Here is a 21,804-nt window from a genome sequence, read left to right as displayed (position 1 = left end):
CCCATCGCGGAGGAGACAACAACGATGAACGACCCACAGATCGAGTGTCGGTTGGAGTTGTCGGACACCGATTTCATCATGCGTAACCACCGGGTCCACGGCGTCTCGGTGCTGCCCGGGGTGACGTTCCTGGACATCCTGATGCGGATGCTCGTCGCGCAGGGCTTCGACCCCGAGCGGGTCGAGCTGCGGCGCATCCTGTTCCCGGAACCGGTGGCGACCGCCGAGTCCGCCGCCCGCGAGCTGCGCCTGCGCGTCGGCCCACCCGGCCCCGACGGGGCCCGCCCGGTGACGGCGCAGAGCCGCTGGGCCGGCCGGCCGGACGCGCCCTGGCACGACAACATGCGCGCGGAGCTCGTCCACACCGACCCGCCGCCGGCCGCGCCGCTCGACCTGGCCGCGCTGCGGGCCGGGATCCGGCGCAGCTACCCGCTGGCGGAGCTGTACGCCCGGGCCCGCGCCGAGGACATCCGCCACGGCCCGGCGATGGCCTGCCACGGCGACATCCACGTCGGCGACGGCTACCTGCTGGCGGAGCTGGACATCGACGCCGGGGCCAGCGTCCCCGAGGAGGCGTTCCACCTGCACCCGGCCAAGCTCGACGCCGCCACCATCGCCGCGTACGGGCAGACCGAGGCGGTCTCCCGGGAGCCGTTCATCCCCATGTACATCGACCGGTTCCGGGCCCCCCGTCCGCTGCGCGGCACCACGATCCTCTACGCGCCCCGGGTCGAGACGCTCTCCGCGTCCCGGGACGTCATCGACAACGACTACGGCCTGTACGCCACCGACGGCACCCTGCTGGCCGAGTTCGGCAAGCTCACCTGCAAGCGGATCCGCCACGCCGGGCTCATCTCCCGACTCGTCGCCGACGCCACCCCGACGGCAGGGGCTGCGGCCGCGTCCCCGACGCCGACCCCGGCTGCGCTCCCGACGCCGACCCCGGCTGCTGCCGCGACGCCGGTCCCGGCGACGACCGGGGATGCCGGCGGCGGGGACGTCGCCGCCGGTGGGGACGCCGTGCGGGCCTACACCGGGCACCTGCGTGGGCTCGTCGGGGCGCGGCTCGGCCGGTCGGCCGCCGACGTGCCCGTCGACGCGGGGTTCTACGAACTCGGCCTCGACTCGGTCGCCATGCTCGACCTCGGCAGGCAACTGGAGGAGGTCGCCGGGACCGCGCTGTACCCGACGCTGCTGTTCGAGCACACCGACATCGCCGCCCTCGCCGCGTACCTCGGCACCACCCACGGCTTCCGTCGCGCCGAGCCCGCCGCCGCAGGCCCGGCCGGGCCGGCGGAGTGCGAGGTGACGCTGTGGCGCGCGGAGTGGACCCCGGCACCCGCGTCCGCCGCCCCGGACGGCGGGCGGCCGCTGGTGGTGCTCGGCGCCGACGACGCCACGCTGGCCGCGCTGCGCGCCGCCCGCCCCGGCGTCGACGTGCGCCCCGCCGAGGGCGTCGACCCCACCGACGCCGAACAGGTGGGCCGGCTGGTCGACCGGTCCGGCCCGGCCGCGTACGTGCGCCTCGCGGCGACCCCGGAGACCGGGGACCCGGCGCGGCCCGCGATCGAGATGTGGACCCTGGCCACCGCGCTGCACCGCCGGCACCCCTCGACGCCCGCGCCGTTGCTCTACGTGCACCGGCTGCCCGACCCGGCCGGCGCGGCCGTCGGCGCGCTCGGGCGCACGCTCGGCGCGGAGGCCCCCGCGCTGCGGGTCCGTTCGGTCGGTGTCGCCGACTGGTCCGCCACGGGGGTCGCCGAGGCGGTGTGGCAGGAGGTCGCCGACCCGACCGGCGGCGCCGAGGTGCGCCGCGCCGAGCGGCGGGTGACGCGCGGCTACGCGCCCCTGCCCGCGCCCGCCGGGCCCTCGCCGCTGCGCGAGGCCGGCGTCTACGTGATCACCGGCGCGGACGGGGCGCTCGCCGGGCTGGTCGGCGACCACCTGGCGCAGCGGTACCGCGCCCGGCTCGTGCTGCTCGGCCGCCGACCGCTCGGCGACCCCCTCGCCGGCCGGATCGCGGCGTGGCGCTCCGCCGGTGCCGAGGTGCTGCACGTCGTGGCCGACCTGACCGACGCCGCTGCCGTCCGGCGCGCCGTCGACGGGGGGCGGGAGCGGTTCGGCCGCATCGACGGGGTGCTGCACCTGGCCGGCGTCCTGCGCGACGGGCTCTTCCCGACCAAGCACCGCACCGACTTCACCGACGTCGCCGGCCCCAAGGCCGTGGGCGCCCGGCACCTCGACGCGGCCACCGCGACGGACCGGCTCGCGTTCTTCGCCCTGTTCTCCTCGCTCTCGGCCGTGGTGCCCAACCCCGGCCAGTGCGACTACGCCTTCGCCAACGCGTACCTCGAACACTTCGCCGCCGGGCGGGCCGCCCGCCCGGACCGGCACGGCGCGAGCATCGCCGTCGCCTGGCCGCTCTGGGCCGACGGCGGCATGCGGATCCCCGCCGAGGCGGTGGCCCGCTCCCGGCGCGAGCACGGCGCGGCGCCGCTGCCGACCGCCGACGGCCTGCGCGCCCTGGAGACCGCGCTCGCCGCCGGTGACGGCACCGTCGTCGTCCGCTACACCGAGCCGGACCGGGCCGCCGACGGCCTGCCGCAGCCGACCCCTGCCGCGCCGGCCCCCGCCGCGCCGGTCGTGGACGTCGCGGTCGTCGGCCTCGCCGGCCGGTATCCGCAGGCCGCCGACGTACGCGAGTTCTGGGCCAACCTCGTCGCCGGGCGCGACTGCGTCACGGAGGTGCCGGCGCAGCGCTGGGACCACGACCGGTACTTCGACGCCGACCGGGGCCGGGCCGGGCGCACGTACGGCCGGTGGGGCGGCTTCCTCGACGACGTCGACGTCTTCGACCCCGGCTTCTTCGGCATCTCCCGCAAGGACGCCGAGCGGATGGATCCGCAGGAGCGGCTCTTCCTCACCACGGCGTGGCAGGCGGTCGAGGACGCCGGCTACCAGCCGCAACACCTGCGCGGCGCACCCGTCGGGGTCTACGCCGGCGTCACCTGGAGCCACTACCAGCTCTTCGACGAGGACGGCGTGGCCCCGACGGCGATGCACGCTTCGGTGCCCAACCGGGTCTCGTACACCCTGGGCCTGACCGGCCCCAGCCTGGCCGTGGACACCGCGTGCTCGTCGTCGCTGTCGGCCGTCCACCTGGCGGTGCGGGCGGTCCGGCAGGGCGACTGCGACCTGGCCATCGCCGGCGGGGTGAACCTCACCCTGCACCCGCAGAAGTACCTGCAACTGGCGCAGGGGCAGTTCCTGTCCACGGACGGGCGCTGCCGCAGCTTCGGCGAAGGCGGCGACGGCTACGTGCCGGCGGAGGGCGTCGGCGCGGTCGTACTCAAACGCCTCGACGACGCCCGGCGCGACGGCGACCACGTCTACGGCGTCATCCGCGCCTCCACGCTCAACCACGCCGGCCGTACCAGCGGCTTCACCGTGCCCAGCCCCACCGCGCAGGCCGACCTCGTCCGCGCCACCTGGCGAAGCGGCGGCGTCGCCCCCGAGACCGTCAGCTACGTGGAGGCGCACGGCACCGGCACGTCGCTGGGCGACCCCATCGAGATCGAGGCCCTGCGCGCCGTCTTCGCCGAATCCGCGCCGCCCGGCGGCTGCGCGGTGGGCTCGGTGAAGTCGTCGATCGGCCACGCCGAGAGCGCCGCGGGCATCGCCGCCCTGACCAAGGTGCTGTTGCAGCTTCGGCACCGCACGCTCGTGCCCTCCCTGCACGCCGAGCGGGTCAACCCGCACATCGACCTCACCGGCACGCCCCTGCGCATCCAACGGGAACTGGCGTCGTGGTCGTCCGGCCCGGACGGCGGCCCGCGCCGGGCCGGCGTGAGCGCCTTCGGTGCCGGCGGCGCGAACGCCCACCTGCTGGTCGAGGAGGCACCGCCCGCGCCGCCGGCCGAGCGGGACAGCGGGCCCGCGATCTTCGTGCTCTCCGCCCGCGACGAGGCCACCCTCCGCCGGTACGCAGGGCGAATGGCGGCGGCCCTCGCCGAGGCCCCGACGGGCGGCGCGATGCCGGGCGACGCCGGGGCGCTCGCGGCCGTCACGGGGATCGTCGCGGACCTGCTCGGCGTGGCAGCTGCCACGGTCGGCCCCGACGAGACGCTCGGCGACCTCGGGCTCGACCGCGCGGCGCTGCTGGCCCTGCGCGACCGGGTCGCCCAACGCTGCGGTGCCGCCCCGCCGCCCGCCGAGCCGATCGACGGCTCCGCGACCCCCCGTACCGTGGCCGCCCTGCTCGACCGGGCCGGCACGCCGGACGGCGTCGAGCTGGCCGACGTCGCGTACACCTCGCAGCTGGGTCGGGCGGCCATGGCGCACCGCCTGGCCGTGGTCACCGCCGACGTGGCCGCCCTGCGCGCGGCGCTGCGGGCGGTGGCCGACGGCGGCGAACTCCCGGCCGGAACCCTGCTCGGCGTCGCCGAGCGGGACAGCGGCGACCAGCCGGACGCCGCGCCGCTCGAACCCGGCGGCGACCTGCTGGAGCTGGCGGCACGCTGGGTGCGCGGCGCGGACGTGGCGTGGGAGCGACTGCACCGCCCCGGCACCCGCCGCCGGGTGCCGCTGCCCGGCTACCCGTTCGGCGGCGAACGCTGCTGGGTCGGGCAGTGGCGTCGACGTGGCGCGGGGCCGGCCGGGGACTCGGCCGGACCCGCCGACCTTCCGGGGGCCCTCGTGCGGACGCCGACCGGGCCCGACCGGCCCGCCGATCGTCCGGCGGCCGACGCGCGCCCCGCGACGCCGGCACCGGCCGGGCCGGTGGGCTCCGGTGGCCGGCACCCCGATGCCGACGAGGCCGGGCCGGAGGACCCGGACGCGCCCGTCGACGTGCGGGTGGTCGGGGACGGGGTCGCCGTGGTGACCATGCGCGGGGCCCGGAACATGTTCACCGAGGCACTCGTACGCGGGCTGGAGCAGGCGTTCGCCGAGATCGCGGCGCAGCCGGCCGTCCGGGCGGTCGTGCTCACCGCGTCGGGCCCGGCGTTCAGCATGGGTGGCACCCCCGACGCGCTGGAGCGGCTGGCCCGTGGCGACGGACGCTTCAGCGACGTGCCGTTCCTCTACCGGGGGCTGCTGCGCTGCGACCGGCCCGTCGTCGCCGCGATCACCGGCCACGCCTCCGGTGGCGGGTTGGCCTTCGGCCTGTACGCCGACATCGTCGTGATGGCCCGCGAGGCCTCGTACGCGGCGAACTTCGTGCACTACGGCTTCACCCCCGGCATGGGTGCCACGTTCATCCTGGAGCAGCGCTTCGGCCGGGCCCTGGCGACCGAGATGTTCTACACCGCCCGCGCGTTCGACGGAGTCGAGTTGGAGCGCCGGGGCGCCCAGGTCCGCTTCGAGGACCGGTCGGACGTGCTGCCGGCGGCACTGGGCATCGCCCGCGCCATCGCCCGCCAGCCCGAGACGGCCGTCGCGGGGCTCAAGCGGGAACTCGCCGACCGCCTGCTGACCGCCGTCGACGACACGGTATCCCGGGAACTCGCGCTGCACGAGCGGGTGCTCGGCGACGGCGCTGTCGCCCTGGTCCGCGACCACATGGACCGGGTCAACCGCTTCGTCGGCGGTCCCGCCCCGGCAGCCGCCCACGCGGAGGTCCAGGCCACCGACGCCCACCGGGCGGGCCCGGCCGCCGACGCCGAAGGGGCGGGCCAGGTGGGCGGCCGGTCCCCCGCTCCCGTGTCGGTGCCCGCCGCGCCGGCACCTGCCGCGCCGGTGCCTCCCGCCCCCGTGGCCGTCGCACCGACGCAGCCCACCCCGCCGCCTGCCGCGCCGGGCCCGGTGGCGGGACCGGTCGAGGTGGGGCTCGACCGGGACGAAGTGCTCAGGGTGATCGGGGAGACGCTCGGTGCCCAGCTGTACCTCGACCCGCACGAGATCGACCGGCGGCTGACGTTCAGCGAGATGGGCATCGACTCGCTCGGCGCGGTCGAGCTGGTGCGCGACCTCAACCGCCGGTTCGGCCTCGACCTCGACTCCGTCACCGTCTACGACCACCCGACGGTCGACCAGCTCGCCGATCACGCCGTGGCCAGCGCCGCCGAGGCCCGCCGCCTGGACCGGGCCGGTGCCGAACCGGCCGTACCCACCGAGCCGACCGCAGCCGCGCCGGCCGAGGCGCAGTTCTCGCCCCCGCCGCCGGTTCCGGGCGGCGCGTCGGTTCCGGCCGCGCCGGCACCCACCCCGGCCGGGCCGCCCACCCAGGCACCCGCCCCGGCCGGGCCGCCGCCCACCCAGGCACCCGCCCCGGCCGGGCCGCCGCCGCTGCGGCTCGCCCCGGTCACCCCACCGGCGCCGGCCGCCGCGCCGGAGCGCGCCCCCCGGGCCGCGGCCGCACCGAAACCGGACCTGCCGCCGGGCGCGAACCCGTCGACGGACGCGGACCGGCCGCCGGCCGCAGATTTGTCGTCGGGCGCGAACCCGCCCCCGGGCGCGGACCTGTCGCCGGGCACCGGGCGGAGCGCGCCCTGGGCCCCGGCCGTACCTGCCCCGGCGCGGGGCAGCGCCGTGACCGTCGCGCTGGCCGCCCTGCCACCGCCGCCCAACGGCACCGCCCCCGCGGCCCCGGGCGACCTCGACGGCAGCCGGCCGTCGGCCGACACGAGCGGCCCGGTCGAGCCGGACCGCCTCGACCAGGGCCGGTCGCCCGCCGGTGGCCACGCCGCGACCGCCGACATCGCCGTCATCGGCATGTCGGGGCGGTTCCCGGACGCGCCGGACGTCGAGACGTTCTGGCGGAACCTGCGCGACGGCCGGTGCAGCATCCGCGAGGTGCCCGCCCAGCGGTGGGATCCCGCCGAGTTCTACGACCCGGACCGGCACGCCGCCGGCCGCACCTACAGCAAGTGGGCCGCGCTGCTCTCCGACGTCGACAGCTTCGACGCGGCGTTCTTCCGCATCTCGCCGATGGAGGCGGAGCTGATGGACCCGCAGCAGCGGCTCTTCCTGGAGCAGTCGTGGGCGGCGCTGGACGACGCCGGGTACGCCACCGCCGGCCCGCGTCGCTGCGGCGTCTTCGTCGGCAGCGGCGGCGGCGACTACCTGCGGCTGCTCGAGCGCTCCGGGCAGGACGACACCGGTCAGGCGTTCCTGGGCAACGCGCCGTCGATCCTCGCCGCCCGCATCGGTTACCTGCTCGACCTCACCGGCCCGACGATGTCCGTCGACACGGCGTGCTCCTCGTCGCTCGTCGCCGTGCACCTGGCGGTGGAGAGCCTGCGCTCCGGCGCCTGCGACATGGCGATCGCCGGCGGGGTCGCGGTGATGGTGACGCCCCGGATGCACGTGTGGACCAGCAAGACCGGGATGCTGTCGCCGACCGGCCGGTGCGCGCCGTTCGACGCCTCGGCGGACGGCATCGTGCTCGGCGAGGCGGTCGGCGCGGTCGTACTCAAGCGGCTCGACCGGGCCGTCGCCGACGGCGACCACGTGTACGCCGTGGTGAAGGGCACCGGCCTCAACGGGGACGGGCACACCAACGGCATCACCGCCCCGAGCGCGGAGTCGCAGGCGGCGCTGCTGCGCGACGTGTACGCCCGCAGCGGCGTGAGCCCCGCCGACGTCGGCTACGTCGAGGCGCACGGCACCGGCACCCCGCTCGGCGACCCGATCGAGCTGAAGGCCCTGACCAGCGTGTTCACCGAGCACGCGCGGGGCCGGTCCGGCTGGTGCGCGGTCGGGTCGGTGAAGTCGAACGTCGGGCACACCACCCTGGCCGCCGGGATCACCGGCTTCATCAAGGCGGTGCAGGCCCTGCGGCACCGGGTGGTGCCGCCGTCGCTGTCCTTCGACACCCCGAACCCACGGATCGACCTGGCGGGCGGCCCGTTCACCGTCCCGGTCGCCCCGGCGCCGTTCCCGCCGGGTCCGGCCGGGGTACGCGTCGCCGCCGTCAGCAGCTTCGGCTTCAGCGGCACCAACGCCCACGTGGTCCTCGCCGAGGCGCCCGACGCGCCGCCCCCCGCCGACGGGGCACGCGACGAGGTGGTGGTGGTGTTGTCGGCCGCGAACGAGGGCGCGTTGGCTCGGCGGGTCGCCGGGCTGCGCGACGCCCTGCCCAGCGGGGTGCCGCTGCGCGACGTCGCGTACACCCTCGGCGCGGGACGCGCCCACCTGCCGGTGCGGGCGGCGTTCGTGGTCGGTGGCCTGGACGAGCTGCGCGACCGGTTGGCCGCCTGGACGCCGGTCGAGCCGGTGGGGCGGGCCGAGCCACCGGACGCGCAGACCGTGCGGGCCGACGTGGCGGCGGCGCGGGCCGCCACCGGTCCCGCCGCCCGGCGGACCGCCCTGCACCGCCTGGCCGCCGCGTACGTCGCGGGTGCCGACCCGGACTGGGCGCTCCTGTGGCGCGGCGAGCCGGTGCGCCGGGTGCCGCTGCCCAGCTACCCGTTCGAGCGGGAGACCCACTGGGCGGCACCGGCCCGCGCCGGTGCCGTACCGCCCACGGGGGCCGTCCCGGATCGCGCGGGGGACGCGCCGGCCGACGCGGACGGGTGGCGGCTCGACCCGGCCGACGAACTGGTCGCCGGCCACCGGGTCTCGGGTCGGCCGGTGCTGGCCGGCGCGGCCTCGGCCTGCTGGGCGTTGCTGGCCCGGGGTGGCCCCGCCCGCCTCACCGGCCTGCGGTGGCTGCGCCCCGTGCCGGTGACCGCCGCCCGTACGCTGCGCCTGCGATCGGGCGACGGCGGGGCGTTCACGGTCGTGGGCGAGGACGGCGAGCCGTACGCGGGCGGTGCCGTGGAGCCGTTGCCACCGGCTGCACCGCAGCGGCTCGACCTCGACGCCGTGGCGGCCCGCTGCCCGCAGGTGCGCCCCGGCGCGGAGCTCTACGCCGGGTTCGCGGCCGCCGGCCTCGACTACGGCGAGCCGTACCGGAGGATCGTCTCGGTCCGCGTCGGCGCCGGGGAGGCCCTCGCCAGCCTGGCCCGGCCCGCCGCCCCGGTGCCGGTGGGTCCCGGTCTGACCGCCCCGGCCGGGGGTGTGCTCGACGCCCGCTGCCTCGACGGCGCGTGGCAGGCCGTCGCCGTCCTCACCGACGCCGACGGGGCCGCCGGGCCGCTGGTGCCGTTCGCCGTCGAACGCATCGACGTGCCGCACCCCGACGCGGTGGCCGCCCACGTGCACGTCGAGCGCACCGGCCCGTACGACTTCCGGGTCACGGTCGCGGACGCCGCCGGCCGGGTGGCCCTGCGCTGCACGGGCTTCGCGCTGCGGGCGGAGCGCGACCAGGCCGGGCCGCTGCTGCTGCGCCCGGCCTGGGTCGAGCCGCCGCGCGCCCCCGACGGGCGGGCGCAGCTCGACGGGCGGGCGCTCGTGGTCGCCGCAGCCGGGACCGGGGCGCAGGCCGACGCGCTCGCCGCCCGGCTCGGCCCGGACACCCTCCGGGCCCGGCTCGGCGAGCCCCTGCCCGCCGCCGCGTCCACCGTGGATGCCGCGTACGTCCTGGCCGGCACCGGCAGCGACGACGGGGAGACGACCACGGTGGCGGCGGTGCGCACCGTCCGGGCGCTCGCCACCCAGGTCCCCGCCGGTCGGGCGCTACGGTTGACCGTCGCCGCGGCCGGCGCGGTCGCGACCTGCCCCGGCGACGCGGTCCACCCGGGCGTCGCCGGGGTCTTCGGCGTTGCCCGGGCCGCAGCCGCCGAGCACCGCGCGTGGGCGGTGTCCTGCGTCGACGTCGGGCTCGACGCCGACCCGGCGACCACCGCCGCCCGGGTCGCCGCCGACGCGGGCGGGGTGCCGCTGCTGGCCTGGCGCGACGGTCGGGCGCTGCGCCGCGCCTTCGTCCGGGTCCGACCGGCGGCCCCGGCCGCCGACCGGGACCCGTTCCGCGAGCGGGGCGTCTACCTGGTCACGGGCGGTGCCGGCGGCCTCGGGGCCGCGCTCAGCCTGCTGCTGGCCCGGCGGCGCGCGGCGCGGCTGCTCTGGACCGGGCGGCGCGGGCACGACGACACCGTCGAGGCCGCGCTGCGGGCCGTGCGGGAGGCCGGCGGCGAGGCGGAGTACGTGCGCGCCGACGTCACCGACCCGGCCGCCGTCCGGCACGCGTTGGACGTGGCCCGACGCCGGTACGGGCGGCTCGACGGCGTCCTGCACGCCGCCGGGCTCTGGCGCGACGCGGCCCTGACCCGGCTGGACGACGACGCGGTCGCCGAGGTGCTGGCGCCGAAGCTCACCGGCACCGCCGTGCTGCTCGACGCGCTGCGCGACGAGCCCCTCGACCTCTGCGTGCTCTTCTCCTCCGCCGCGTCCTTCGTCGACGCCGGGGGCCAGGCGAACTACGCCGCCGCGAGCGTCGCGCAGGACGCCTGCGCGGCGCGGGCCGCCGGCCGGGTGGCGTTCCCGGTCACCGTCGTCAACTGGGGGTACTGGGGTGGCGTCGGGGCCGTCGCCGGCAGCGGCTACGCCCGGCGCTTCGCCGACCTGGGGGTGCGCTCGATCGAGCCGGAGGCCGGCTACGAGGCGCTGCGCCGGGTCCTGGCCGCCGGCCTGCCGCAGGCCCTCGTCCTCGACGCCGACCCGACCCGACTGCCCGAGTACGGCATCACCCTGGTCGAGTCCGCGCCCCCCGCGCCTGCGGCGACCCGGCTCGACGCCGCCCCACCGACCGGCCCGGTGGCGCTGCCTGGGGCGGGCCTCGCCGGGACGCCGCAGGCGGACCAGACCGCCACCGCCGGGACGGGCCCGGCAGCCGTCACCGCCGGGACGGGCCCGGCAGCCGCCACAGCCGAGGCCGGCGGCGGCGAGGTGCCCGGCGTGGCGGCGGTGCGGGACTACCTGCGCGAGGCGTTCGCCGAGGTGCTCAAGTGCCGGCCGGAGACCCTGCGGGACCGGGAGACCTTCGAGACGTACGGCATCGACTCGCTCGTCGGCGTCGACATCGTGCACCGCCTCGCCGCCGACCTGGGGGAGCTGCCGGCGACGCTGCTCTTCGAGCACATGACCCTCGACCGGCTCGCCACGCACCTGCGCGCCGAACGCCCGGCCGAGCTGGCGCGGGCGCTGCGCGCCGACGACCCCGGGGCCGGCCAACCGGCGGCGTCCGGCGCGAGGGCGACCGGCGACGAGCCGGGGCCGGCAGCGACCGGCGACGGGCCGAAGCCGGCAGCGACCGGCGCGACGGCGACCGGCAGCGGAGCCGGGCAACCGGCGGCGGCCGCCGCCGGTGACGCCGCCGGTGGGTCGCAGCGCGCGGCGAGCGGGGCCGGCGGCAGCGCCCGACCCGTCGCGCCGGGTGACATCGCGGTCGTCGGCGTAACCGGCCGCTACCCCGAGTCGCCCGACCTCGACGCCCTCTGGCGCAACCTGCGGGCCGGCGCGAACTGCATCCGCGAGGTCCCGGCGTCGCGGTGGGACTGGCGCGAGCACTACGACCCCCGGCGCGGGCGGCGCAACCGCACGTACGGTCGCTGGGCCGGCTTCATCGCCGACGTCGACATGTTCGACGCCGCCCACTTCTCGGTGCTGCCCCGCGACGCCGCCGCGATGGACCCGCAGGAGCGGCTCTTCCTGGAGACCTGCTGGAACCTGCTGGAGGAGACCGGCCACCTCGGGCCCCGCCGGCACGAGCCGGCCACGGGCGTCTTCGTCGGCACCATGTACGGCTCGTACGGCAAACTCGCCGCCGCGACCGGCTGGCCCCGTGGGGAGTTCGCCGGGGCCCACTCGGCGTACTGGTCGTTGGCCAACCGGGTGTCGTACACGTTCGACCTGACCGGCCCCAGTTTCGCCGTCGACTCGGCCTGCTCCTCGTCGCTGACCGCCGTGCACCTGGCCTGCGAGAGCCTGCGGCGCGGGGAGTGCAGGATGGCGATCGCCGGCGGCGTGAACGTGATCATCCACCCGGCCCACCTCGTCGCCCTGTCGGCGATGAACATGCTGGCCACCGGCGACGGGTGCCGCACGTTCGACGCGCACGCCGACGGGTACGTGCCGGGCGAGGGCGTCGGCGCGGTGCTGCTCAAGCCGCTCGCCGCCGCGCTCGCCGACGGCGACCACATCTGGGCGGTCATCAAGGCGAGCCTGGCCAACGCCGGCGGCAAGACCAGCGGCTACACCGTGCCGAACCCCAACTCGCAGGCCGATCTCGTCCGCGAGACGCTGCGCCGGGCCGGCGTCGAGCCGGGCACGATCGGGTACGTCGAGGCGCACGGCACCGGCACCGAGCTGGGCGACCCCATCGAGATCGCCAGCCTCACCCGGGCCTTCGGCCCGCTGCCGGACGGGTCGCCGCCGTGCCCCGTCGGCTCGGTCAAGGCCAACGTCGGCCACCTGGAGGGCGCGGCCGGGATCGTCGGGCTCACAAAGGTGCTGCTGCAACTGCGGCACGGCGAACTGGTGCCCGCCGCCAACCTCGACACGGTCAACCCGAAGATCGACTTCGCGGGCTCCCCGTTCCGTCCCCAACGTGAGCTGGTGCCCTGGCGGCGGGGCGTCGAAGTCGTCGACGGCGAGGAGCGCGAGGTGCCGCGCCGTGCCGGGGTCAGCTCCTTCGGCGCCGGGGGCGCGAACGTGCACGTCGTCGTCGAGGAGCCCCCGGAGGTGACCGGGGACGCCCCGGAGGTGACCGGGGACGCCCCGGAGGTGACCGGGGACGCCCCGGCACCGCAGGGCCCCCGGCTGTTCCTGCTCTCGGCGCGTGCCCCGGAGCGGCTGCGGGCGTACGCGGGCCGGGTCGCCGAGCACCTGCGCGGGTCGGGCGGCGGTGGCCTCGACGCGGCGGCGCTCGCGTACACCTCTCAGGTCGGGCGGCGGGAGTTCGACGAGCGGCTGGCCGCCCGCGCCGAGGATGTAGCCGCGTTGGCGCGGTCGCTGGCGGAGTTCGCCACCGGCGACGCCGGCCCCGACCTGGTGTGCGGGACGGCGTCGGCCCGGCCGCCCGCCGCGCCGGACGACGCCGACACCGAGGCGCTGGCCCGCGCCTGGGTCGGCGGCGCCGACGTGGACTGGCCCGCGCGGTGGGACCGCCGGCCCCGGTTGGTCTCCTTCCCGACGTACCCGTTCGCCCGCCGCCGCTTCTGGCTGCCCGACCCGGCACCGATCGCCGCGCCACCCGCCGCCGACCCCGCCGGCACCACCGAGACCGACCCCGCCGAGGCCGGCACCGTGCAGAGCGCCGCCACCGAGACCGGCACCGTGCAGAGCGGCATCGACCTGGGTGGGGACGGGCCGCACCTGACCGACCACCGGGTGCGCGGGGAGCGTTGGCTGCCGGGTGCCGCGCTGCTCGACGGGGTGCGCCGCGCCGCGGCCGCCGCCGGGGTCACCGGCGCGGACGTCGTACGGGACCTGCGCTGGCTGGCGCCGGTGCGGCTGGACGGGGGCACGGCCCGGCTCTCCCTGCGGCTCGTCCGGGCGGGCGCGGTGACCACCTTCGCCGTCGGCGGGGCGGGTGCCGAGGTGGCGACCGGCGTACTGGAGCCGGCCACCGGCGACCCCGTCGCGCCGGACCTCGACGCCGTGCGGGCCCGCTGCCGGCGTGCCCACGACGTGACCGACTTCTACGCGGCGCTCGCCGACGGCGGCCTCGACTACGGCCCCGGGCTGCGGGTGGTCCGGGAGCTGTGGAGCGGCGACGGGGAGGCCCTGGCCCGGCTGCGCGGCACCCCCGGTGGGGCGGCGGCCGGGGTGGCCCTGGCCGACGGCGCGCTCCAGGCCCTCGCCGCGCTCGGCACCGCCGCCGACGCGCGGGTGCCCGTCGGCTTCGACCGGGCCGAGTACGCCGGGCCCGCCACCGACGCCGGCTGGGCCTGGGTACGCCGCAGCGGCCCCCACCGCTTCGACCTCGACCTGACCGACGACGACGGCCGGCCGGTGCTCGCCGTACGGGGCCTGCGGGTGGCCCCCGCACCGGCCCGCGACGACGCCGGGGTGTGGTACCTGTCCAGCCCCACCTGGAGCCCCGAGCCCCTCGGGCCGGACGGCCGGGCGGCCGTGCCGTCGCTGACCGTGCTGCTGGCCGCCGACGATGCCGCCGCGACGCCCACCCGGGAGCTGCTGGAGCGCCGTGGTGGCCGGTGCGTCGTCGTCGTGCCCGGCGACGCGTTCGCCCGCACCGAGGGCGGCTTCGTCGTGCGGCCGGGCGCCCACGACGACCTGCACGCGGTCGTACGCCGGCTCGCCGCCGAGGGGCCGCTGCCCGACGCCGTGCTGCGGCTGCCCGCCGCCGGGCCGGCCTGGACCGGCGGCGACGACCCGGCGGGGCGGGTCGCCGACGGGTTCCTGACGCTGCTGTGGTTGTGCACGGCCCTGCTGGCCGAACGCACCCCCGGCGAGCTGCGCATCGGGTACGGCTTCGCCTCGGCCAGCCCCGCCGGGCAGCCGCACGACGCGGCCGTCGTCGGCGCGCTGCGCACCCTGGCCCTGGAGCACCAGCGGGTACGCGGGGTGGTGGTCGGCTTCGAGGGCGCCGACGCCACCGCCGGGCCGCAGCGGCACGCCGAGCCGCTGGTCGACGAGCTGCTGATCTGCGGCCCACAGGTCGCGCGGGTGCGCTACGGCAGCGGGCTGCGCCGCGTACGCGGGCTGGACCGGGCCGTCACCGCGACCGCCCCGGCACCCGCCCCCGCCGCGCCGTTGTTCCCGCGACCCGGCGGCGCGTACCTGCTCACCGGGGGCGCGGGCGGGCTGGGCCTGCGCTTCGCCCGGCACCTCGCGGCCGGCGGCGCCGGGGCGGTCGTCCTGGTCGGCCGGTCCCCGCTCGACGCGGCGCGGCGGGCCGCGCTGGACGAGCTGCGCGCGGACGGCACGGCGGTGGAGTACCACGCCCTCGACGTCACCGACGCGGCGGCGCTCACCAGCCTCGTCGCCGAGGTGGCCGGTCGGCACGGCCCGCTGCGCGGCGTGCTGCACGCCGCCGGGGTGACCCGCGACGCGCGGGCCGTCCGCAAGACCCCCGCGCAGGTGGCCGAGGTGCTCGCCCCGAAGGTCGACGGCGCGCTCGCCGTGGACCGGGCCACCGCCGAGCAGCCCCTCGACTTCCTGGCGTTCTTCTCGTCCGTGGTCGCCGAGACCGGCAACCCGGGCCAGGTCGACTACGCCTACGCCAACGCGTTCCTCGGCGGCTTCGCCGCGCTGCGCGAGCAGTGGCGGGGCGCGGGCACCCGCAGCGGCCGTACGGTGGCCGTCGCCTGGCCGCTGTGGCGCGACAGCGGCATGACCGTCGACGCCGCCACCCTCGCCGCGCTGCGTCGGCGGTGGGGCATGGTGCCGCTGGACCCCGCCGACGGGCTGCGCGCCTTCGAGGCGGCGTTGGCGCTCGGTTCGCCCGAGGTGACGGTCACGTCGACGACGGCCGTACGCCCGGCGGTGCCCGCACCGCCCGCCGCCACCGAGGTCGATCCGCCCGCCGCCACCGCCCTGACCGACGCGCCGCACTCCCCACCGCCCGACGCGGCCGGGCCTGCCGACACGGCCGACGCCGCCGCGCCCGGTGCCGACGCGCAGCCCGACGCCGACGCCGGCTCGGCGGACCTGCTGCCGCCGGTGCTGGACGAGTTGCGGGAGCTGGCCGCGTCGTTCCTGCTCGTGGACCCGGTCGAGGTCGAGTCGGGTGCCGAGCTGATGGACCTCGGCTTCGACTCCATCTCGCTCACCGAGCTGATCAACCAGGTCAACGAGCGGTACGGCCTCGACCTGCTGCCGACGGTGCTGTTCGAGTGCCCGGACCTGGCCACGTTCGCCGCGTACCTGGTCACGAACCACCCCGCCGCCATGTCCGCCCGGCATCGGGAGCCCGCCCCGGCCGCTTCGGACGCCTCGACCGCCCCGGATGCCCCGGAGGCCCCGGATGCCCCTGACCTGGATGCCCTGGATGCCTCCGCCACCCCGGATGCCCCGGCCGACTCGGCCGTCGCCGGCTCCGCCGACGTCGCCGCTGGACCCGCCCCGGCCGTGGCGGTGCCCGCGCCCGCGCCCCGGCGGCGGGTGGCGATCATCGGGATGGCCGGGACGCTGCCCGGCAGCGCCGACCTCGACGAGTTCTGGCGGCACCTGCGGGCCGGCGACGACCTCGTCGGCGAGGTCCCCGAGGACCGCGCCGACCTGCGCGCCGACCCCGGCACCCGGCACCTGCGCGGCGGCTTCCTGTCGCACGTCGACCGCTTCGACGCCCGGTTCTTCGGGGTGGCGCCGCGCGAGGCCGCGCTGATGGACCCGCAGCAGCGGCTGTTCCTGCAGACCGCGTGGCAGGCGGTGCAGGACGCCGGGTACCGCCCGTCCGCCCTGGCCGGCACCGCCACCGGCCTGTACGCCGGGGTCTCCACCTCGGACTACCAGGACCTGCTCAGGGCGCACGGGGTGCCGGTCGAGGCGCACACCGCCACCGGCGTCGCGCACTCCATCCTGGCCAACCGGGTGTCGTACCTGCTGGACCTGCGGGGCCCCAGCGAGATCGTCGACACCGCCTGTTCCAGTTCGCTGGTCGCCATCCACCGCGCGATCGCGGCGATCCGGGCCGGCGACTGCGACCTGGCCCTCGCGGGCGGCGTGAACGTGCTGCTCAGCCCCGGTCTGTTCACCGCGTTCACCCAGTCGGGGATGCTCAGCCCCGACGGCCGGTGCAAGACCTTCGACGCCGACGCCGACGGCTACGTCCGGGGCGAGGGCTGCGGGGTCGTCCTGCTCAAGGACCTCGAACAGGCCGAACGCGACGGCGACCACATCTACGCCGAGGTCCTCGGCAGCGCCGTCAACCACGGCGGCCGGGCCTCGTCGCTGACCGCCCCGAACCCGGCCGCCCAGGCGCGGGTCGTCGCGGCGGCGTTCCGCGACGCCGCCGTCGACCCGGCCACCGTCACCTACCTGGAGTCGCACGGCACCGGCACCCGACTCGGCGACCCGGTCGAGATCGAGGGGATCAAGCAGGCCCTGGAGACGTTGTACGCCGAGCGGGGCAGGCCGGTCACCGCCGCGCCGGGCACCCTGGCGGTCGGGGCCGTGAAGACCAACATCGGTCACCTGGAGGCCGCCGCCGGGATCGCGGGGGTGCTCAAGGTCCTGCTGGCCATGCGGCACGGCGAGCTGCCGCCGAGCCTGCACCTGCGCCGCGTCAACCCGCACATCCGCCTCGACGCCACCCCGCTGCGCCTACAGACGCAGCTCACCCCGTGGCCGGGGGTCGCCGACGGCGCACCGGTCCCGCTGCGCCGGGCCGGGGTCAGCTCGTTCGGCTTCGGCGGCACCAACGCGCACGTGCTGCTGGAGGCGTACCGGCCCGCGCCCGCCGCCGACGCCCCGCCGCCGGACTCGCCGTACGCGTTCGTGCTCTCCGCGCCGACGCCCGAGGCGCTGGCCGCGTACGCCGGCCGGGTCGCCGAGCATCTGACCACGGCCGCGCCGGACCTGGCGCGGGTGGCGTGGACGTTGCAGACCGGCCGCGAGGACCTGCCGGAGCGGCTCGCCGTGGTCGCGGGCGACCGGGCGGCGTTCGCCGCCGCCGCTCGCGGTGAGGCGTCCGGGGCGATCCTGCGGGGCACGGTCCGCCGCCGGCCGGCCGGCGAGCCGACGCCCGTGGCCACGGGCACCGACCAGGCCGAACTCGCCCGCGCCTGGGTCGACGGGGCCCGGGTGGACTGGCCGGCCGCGTGGGCCGTGCCCCCGCGCCGGACGCCGCTGCCCGGTTTCCCGTTCGCCGAGACCCGCCACTGGTTCCCCACCCCTGCTGCCGAGCCTTCCACGGAGGTCGCCTTGTCCCAGCCAGCCGAGGCGCCCGCGAGCGCCGCCGTGCCGCCCGTCGCACGCCGACCGAAGCTGCGCCTGACCCGCCCGACGACACCCGCCACGCCGACATCCCCGCCGCCGGCCCCCGCGCCGGCCCTGGCTGCCGCGCCGGCAGCCCCGCCGCCGGCTCCCGCGCCGCCCACTGCCGTCCCGGCACCCGCAGCCGCGCGGCGTGACCCGGCCGCCGTCGCCGAGGTGGTCGTCGGCCGGCTCGGCCAGATCCTCGGTACGCCGACCGACGAGATCCCGCCCGACCAGCCGTTCAGCGATCTGGGCCTGGACTCCATCTACCGGATGGAACTGGTGCGCCTGCTCAACTCGACCTTCGACCTGGACCTGAAGGCCACCGAGCTCTACGAGTACGACACGGTGGACCGCCTGACCGCCTTCGTCGCCGCCGCCGAGCCGGCCCGCCCGGAGGCGGCCCCGCCCGAGCCGGCGCGGCCCGTCCCCACTGGTGCGGGCGGTCCCGCCGACGACCCCGAGGCGGTGCTGGCCGGGGTGATCGACGCGGCCGTGCAGCGGCCCTGGGACCCGGCGGCGACGTTCGTCGACAACGGGTTCACCTCGTTCGACATGCTCCGGGTCGTCGCGGCCCTGGAACGCGGCCTCGGCGCGATGCGCAAGACGGTCCTGTTCGACCATCCCACGCTGCCCGACCTGACCGCGCACCTCGCCCAGCAACACGGTGCCGCCCTGGTCGGCCGGCTGCACCAGGCCGCGCCGCCGCAGCCGCACAGCGTCGCGCCCCGGGTGGCGGACGCCGACGGGCCGCTGATGGTGGTCAAGCGGGAACTGGACCCGCAGACCGCCCGCCTCGTCGCCGAGCTGGAGCAACGCCACGGCAAGGAGGGCGGCCTGCCCGGCCGGGACATCGCGCCGCTGCTCTTCGTCGGCTCGCGCCGTACCGCGTACTTCAACGCCTCCGAGCGCGACGGGGTGCTGCTGGCCTGGAGCTACGTGGGCAGCGCCGCGGACCTCGAGGAGCTGACCGCCGAGTGGGTGGCCTACGCCGAGCGGCACGGCCTGCGCCCCAACCAGCTCTCCATGGTGCGGCTGAGCGAGGTGGCGGGCCGGCCCTTCACCGCCACCCCGTTCGGGGTGGTGCAGCGGTTGGACAAGCTGCCCGAGTTCTCGCTCGACGGCGGCCCGATGAGCCGGGTGCGCTCGCTGGTGCGGCGCTTCGAGCGCGCCGGGCGGGTCCGGCTGGTCGAGTACCGGGTGGGCTCAGACCCGGCGACCGACCGCGCCATCGTCGACCTGATCGACGGCTGGTGCGCCACGAAGGAAATGATCAACCCGTACGTCGGCACGGTGCGCGACGAGATCGGCCGGGGCGTGCTGGCCGAGCGGCACCGGATGTTCCTCACCTACGTCGACGACCGGCTGAACGCCGCCGTCATCGTCACGAAGATCCCCTCGGAGCCGGGGTACCTGCTCGACCTGGAGTTCTATCCGGGCGAGATGCCGCGCGGCGGGCTGGAGTACACCGTCGTCAAGATCATCGAGCGGACCACCGCCGAGGGCAGCACGATGTTCAGCTTCGGCGGCACGTTCGGCGTGCAGGTCACCGCCTCGCCCAACGCCGATCCGGCGGTCGACCGGGCGCTGGTGGAGCTGCGCCAGTCGGGCGTCTTCTCCGGGGAGGGCAATTTCCGGTTCAAGAACAAGTTCCGGCCGGTGAACCTGCCGATCTACCTGTGCCGGCCCGCCGACGCCGACCCCGCCGACGTCACCGCCGTACTCCTGATGATCACGAACCCGTCGGTGCGGCGCGACGACCTGCCCACCACCGCCACCCCGCCCGCGCCGCCGCGACCGGCGGCCCCGCCGGTCCCGACCGCCCCGCCGGTCACGGCGCCACCCGCGCTGCCGGTCAAGACGGCAGCCGCCCCGCCGGTCGCGGCGGCCCCCGCGCCCGGGCCCGCGCGGGTCACGACGGCCCCGCCTGCGGGGTTCCAGCACCAGCTCGACCGGTACGGGCACAACCCGGTGCGGGTCCCCGCCGCCGAGGTCGACATCGACCTGCTGACCGACTCGTGGGCCGAGCTGGACGCCGACTTCGTCCGCGCCGGCACCGCCGCGCTGCGCGAGCGGACGGCCGGCCACTCCGGCGTGCTCGACCTCGGCTCGCGGCCCACGCTGCCCTTCGCCTGCGTGGTGCCGACCGGCTCCGGGCGGGCCGCCGAGGCGCTGCTCTGCCGGGCGTGGCCGAGCGCCGGCCGGTACGTCGTGCAGAACCCGCTCTTCCCCACCTGGGCGCTGAGCCGCCTCGACCGTGGTCTCACCGCGCTGCCGGTGCGCCGCAGCGGCGGGGGTGCCGACCTCGACCCGGCGCACCTCGGCGAGCTGCTGCGGGCGCACCCCGGCGACGTGGCGTTCGTCGCGGTGGAGCTGAGCACCAACGCCCTCGGCGGGCCGCCGGTGCGCCTGGCGAACCTGCGGCGCGTCCGCGAGGTGGCCGCCGAGCACGGCGTCGGCCTGGTCCTCGACGCCACCCGGGTCGTCGAGAACGCGGTGGCCGAGTCCGACCGGGAGCGCCGCGACCCCTGGCCGGTGGTCACGGAGCTGCTCGGGCTGGCCGACGCGGTGACGATGGGGCTGTCGAAGGACTTCGCCGTCGACCGGGGCGGCCTGGTCGCCACGAACGACCCGGCCCTGGCCGAGCGCCTGCGCGAGCACGTGACGATGCGCGGCTGCGAGGCCAACCTCGCCGACCGCCGGCTGATCGAGGCCGCGCTGGCCGACCCCGACCGGGTGGTCACCGGGGTACGCGAACGGATGGCGGCGGTGGCGGCCCTCGCCGCCGTGCTGCGCGACGCCGACCTGCCCGTCGTCGAGCCGGTCGGGGGCCACTGCGTGCTGCTGGACACCGCCCGGATGCCCCGCCTGGCCGGCCTCGCCCACCCCGTGCCGGCGCTGCTGTCGTGGCTGTACGCGGGCACCGGCGTGCGCGGCGGCGCCCACCACGGCGCCGACGACGTCGCCGGGTCGGCGGCCTGGATCCGCCTCGCCGTCCCGGTGGGCCTGCCGGTGGAGCGGGCGACCGAGGCGGGCCGGCGCATCGCCGAGCGGTTCGGTGACCCGGCGCCGGTGCCGGACCTGCTGCTGGTCGAGGGGACCGGGCCGGCCGCGCAGGCCGCGTACCACCCGGTCGACCGGGTGCCCGACGACGTGCGGCAGGCCATGGACGAGGGCCACCGGCCGGCCGACGAGAACTGGGCCGTGCTGCGCGAGCACCAGCCGCTGGTACGCCGGGAGCTGGTGCGCCTGGCCGACGGCGAGGTGGAGGTCTTCGTCGCCGGAGACGAGGGCGGGGACGGGGACGGGGACCGGCCGACGCTGCTGCTCATGCCGCCGTTCAACATCGGGGCCGGCTTCTACGGGCCGCAGTTCGCGGCGCTGACCGACCGGCTGCGGGTCGTCGCCGTGCACCACGCCGGGGTGGGTGCGACGACCGCCGCCGCCGACCTCTCCATCGACGGCATCGTGGACCTCGTCTCGCGTACGGCCGAGGCGTTGGGCCTGCGCGAGCCGCTGCACCTGGCCGGCGCGTCCTTCGGTGGCCTCCCCGCCGCGGCGTTCGCGCTGCGCCACCCGGGGCGCACCGCCTCGCTGACGCTGATCAGCAGCTCCTACAAGGTCGGCAACCGGGCCGGCCAGATGAACCGGTTGTCGCTGGTGGCGGAGGAGGACTTCGACCGGCTCGCCCAGGTGGGGGTGGCCGGCGCGGAGCAGCGCGCGCAGTGGCTACGGCTGCTGCTGCGCTGCGAGAGCATGGACGCCCAGATCGGCCTGCGGTACCTCGACGAGTTCGCGGCGAACCCGGACCTGCTGGGTCGGCTGCCCGAGCTGCGGGTGCCGACGCTGCTCGTGCACGGCCGGCTGGACTCGGTCGTGCCGTTGAAGACCGCGCACCTGCTGCACGGCACCATCCCCGACGCCCGCTACGAGGAGCTGCCCGACGCCGGGCACTTCCCCAGCCTGACCCACTCCGCCCGGGTCAACGCGCTGCTGGCCGAGTTCACCGTCGCCGCCACTGGCCGGCGCACCAGCTGAGAGGAG

General features: G+C 77.6%; 1 protein-coding gene. It reads left to right on the top strand.

What is annotated here, in order from left to right; genetic code table 11:
• The first annotated feature begins 24 nt into the window (after positions 1-24).
• Positions 25-21,798, top strand: coding sequence for an SDR family NAD(P)-dependent oxidoreductase (locus tag ACLQ2V_RS16690; RefSeq protein WP_425719392.1), 21,774 nt, complete (start codon positions 25-27; stop codon positions 21,796-21,798).
• Positions 21,799-21,804 lie beyond the last annotated feature (6 nt).

The sequence above is a fragment of the Micromonospora sp. DT233 genome (assembly GCF_049841815.1).
GTDB lineage: Bacteria > Actinomycetota > Actinomycetes > Mycobacteriales > Micromonosporaceae > Micromonospora.
The sequence above is the reverse complement of the archived record's forward strand: the minus strand, read 5'-3'. Positions and strand labels throughout refer to the sequence as shown.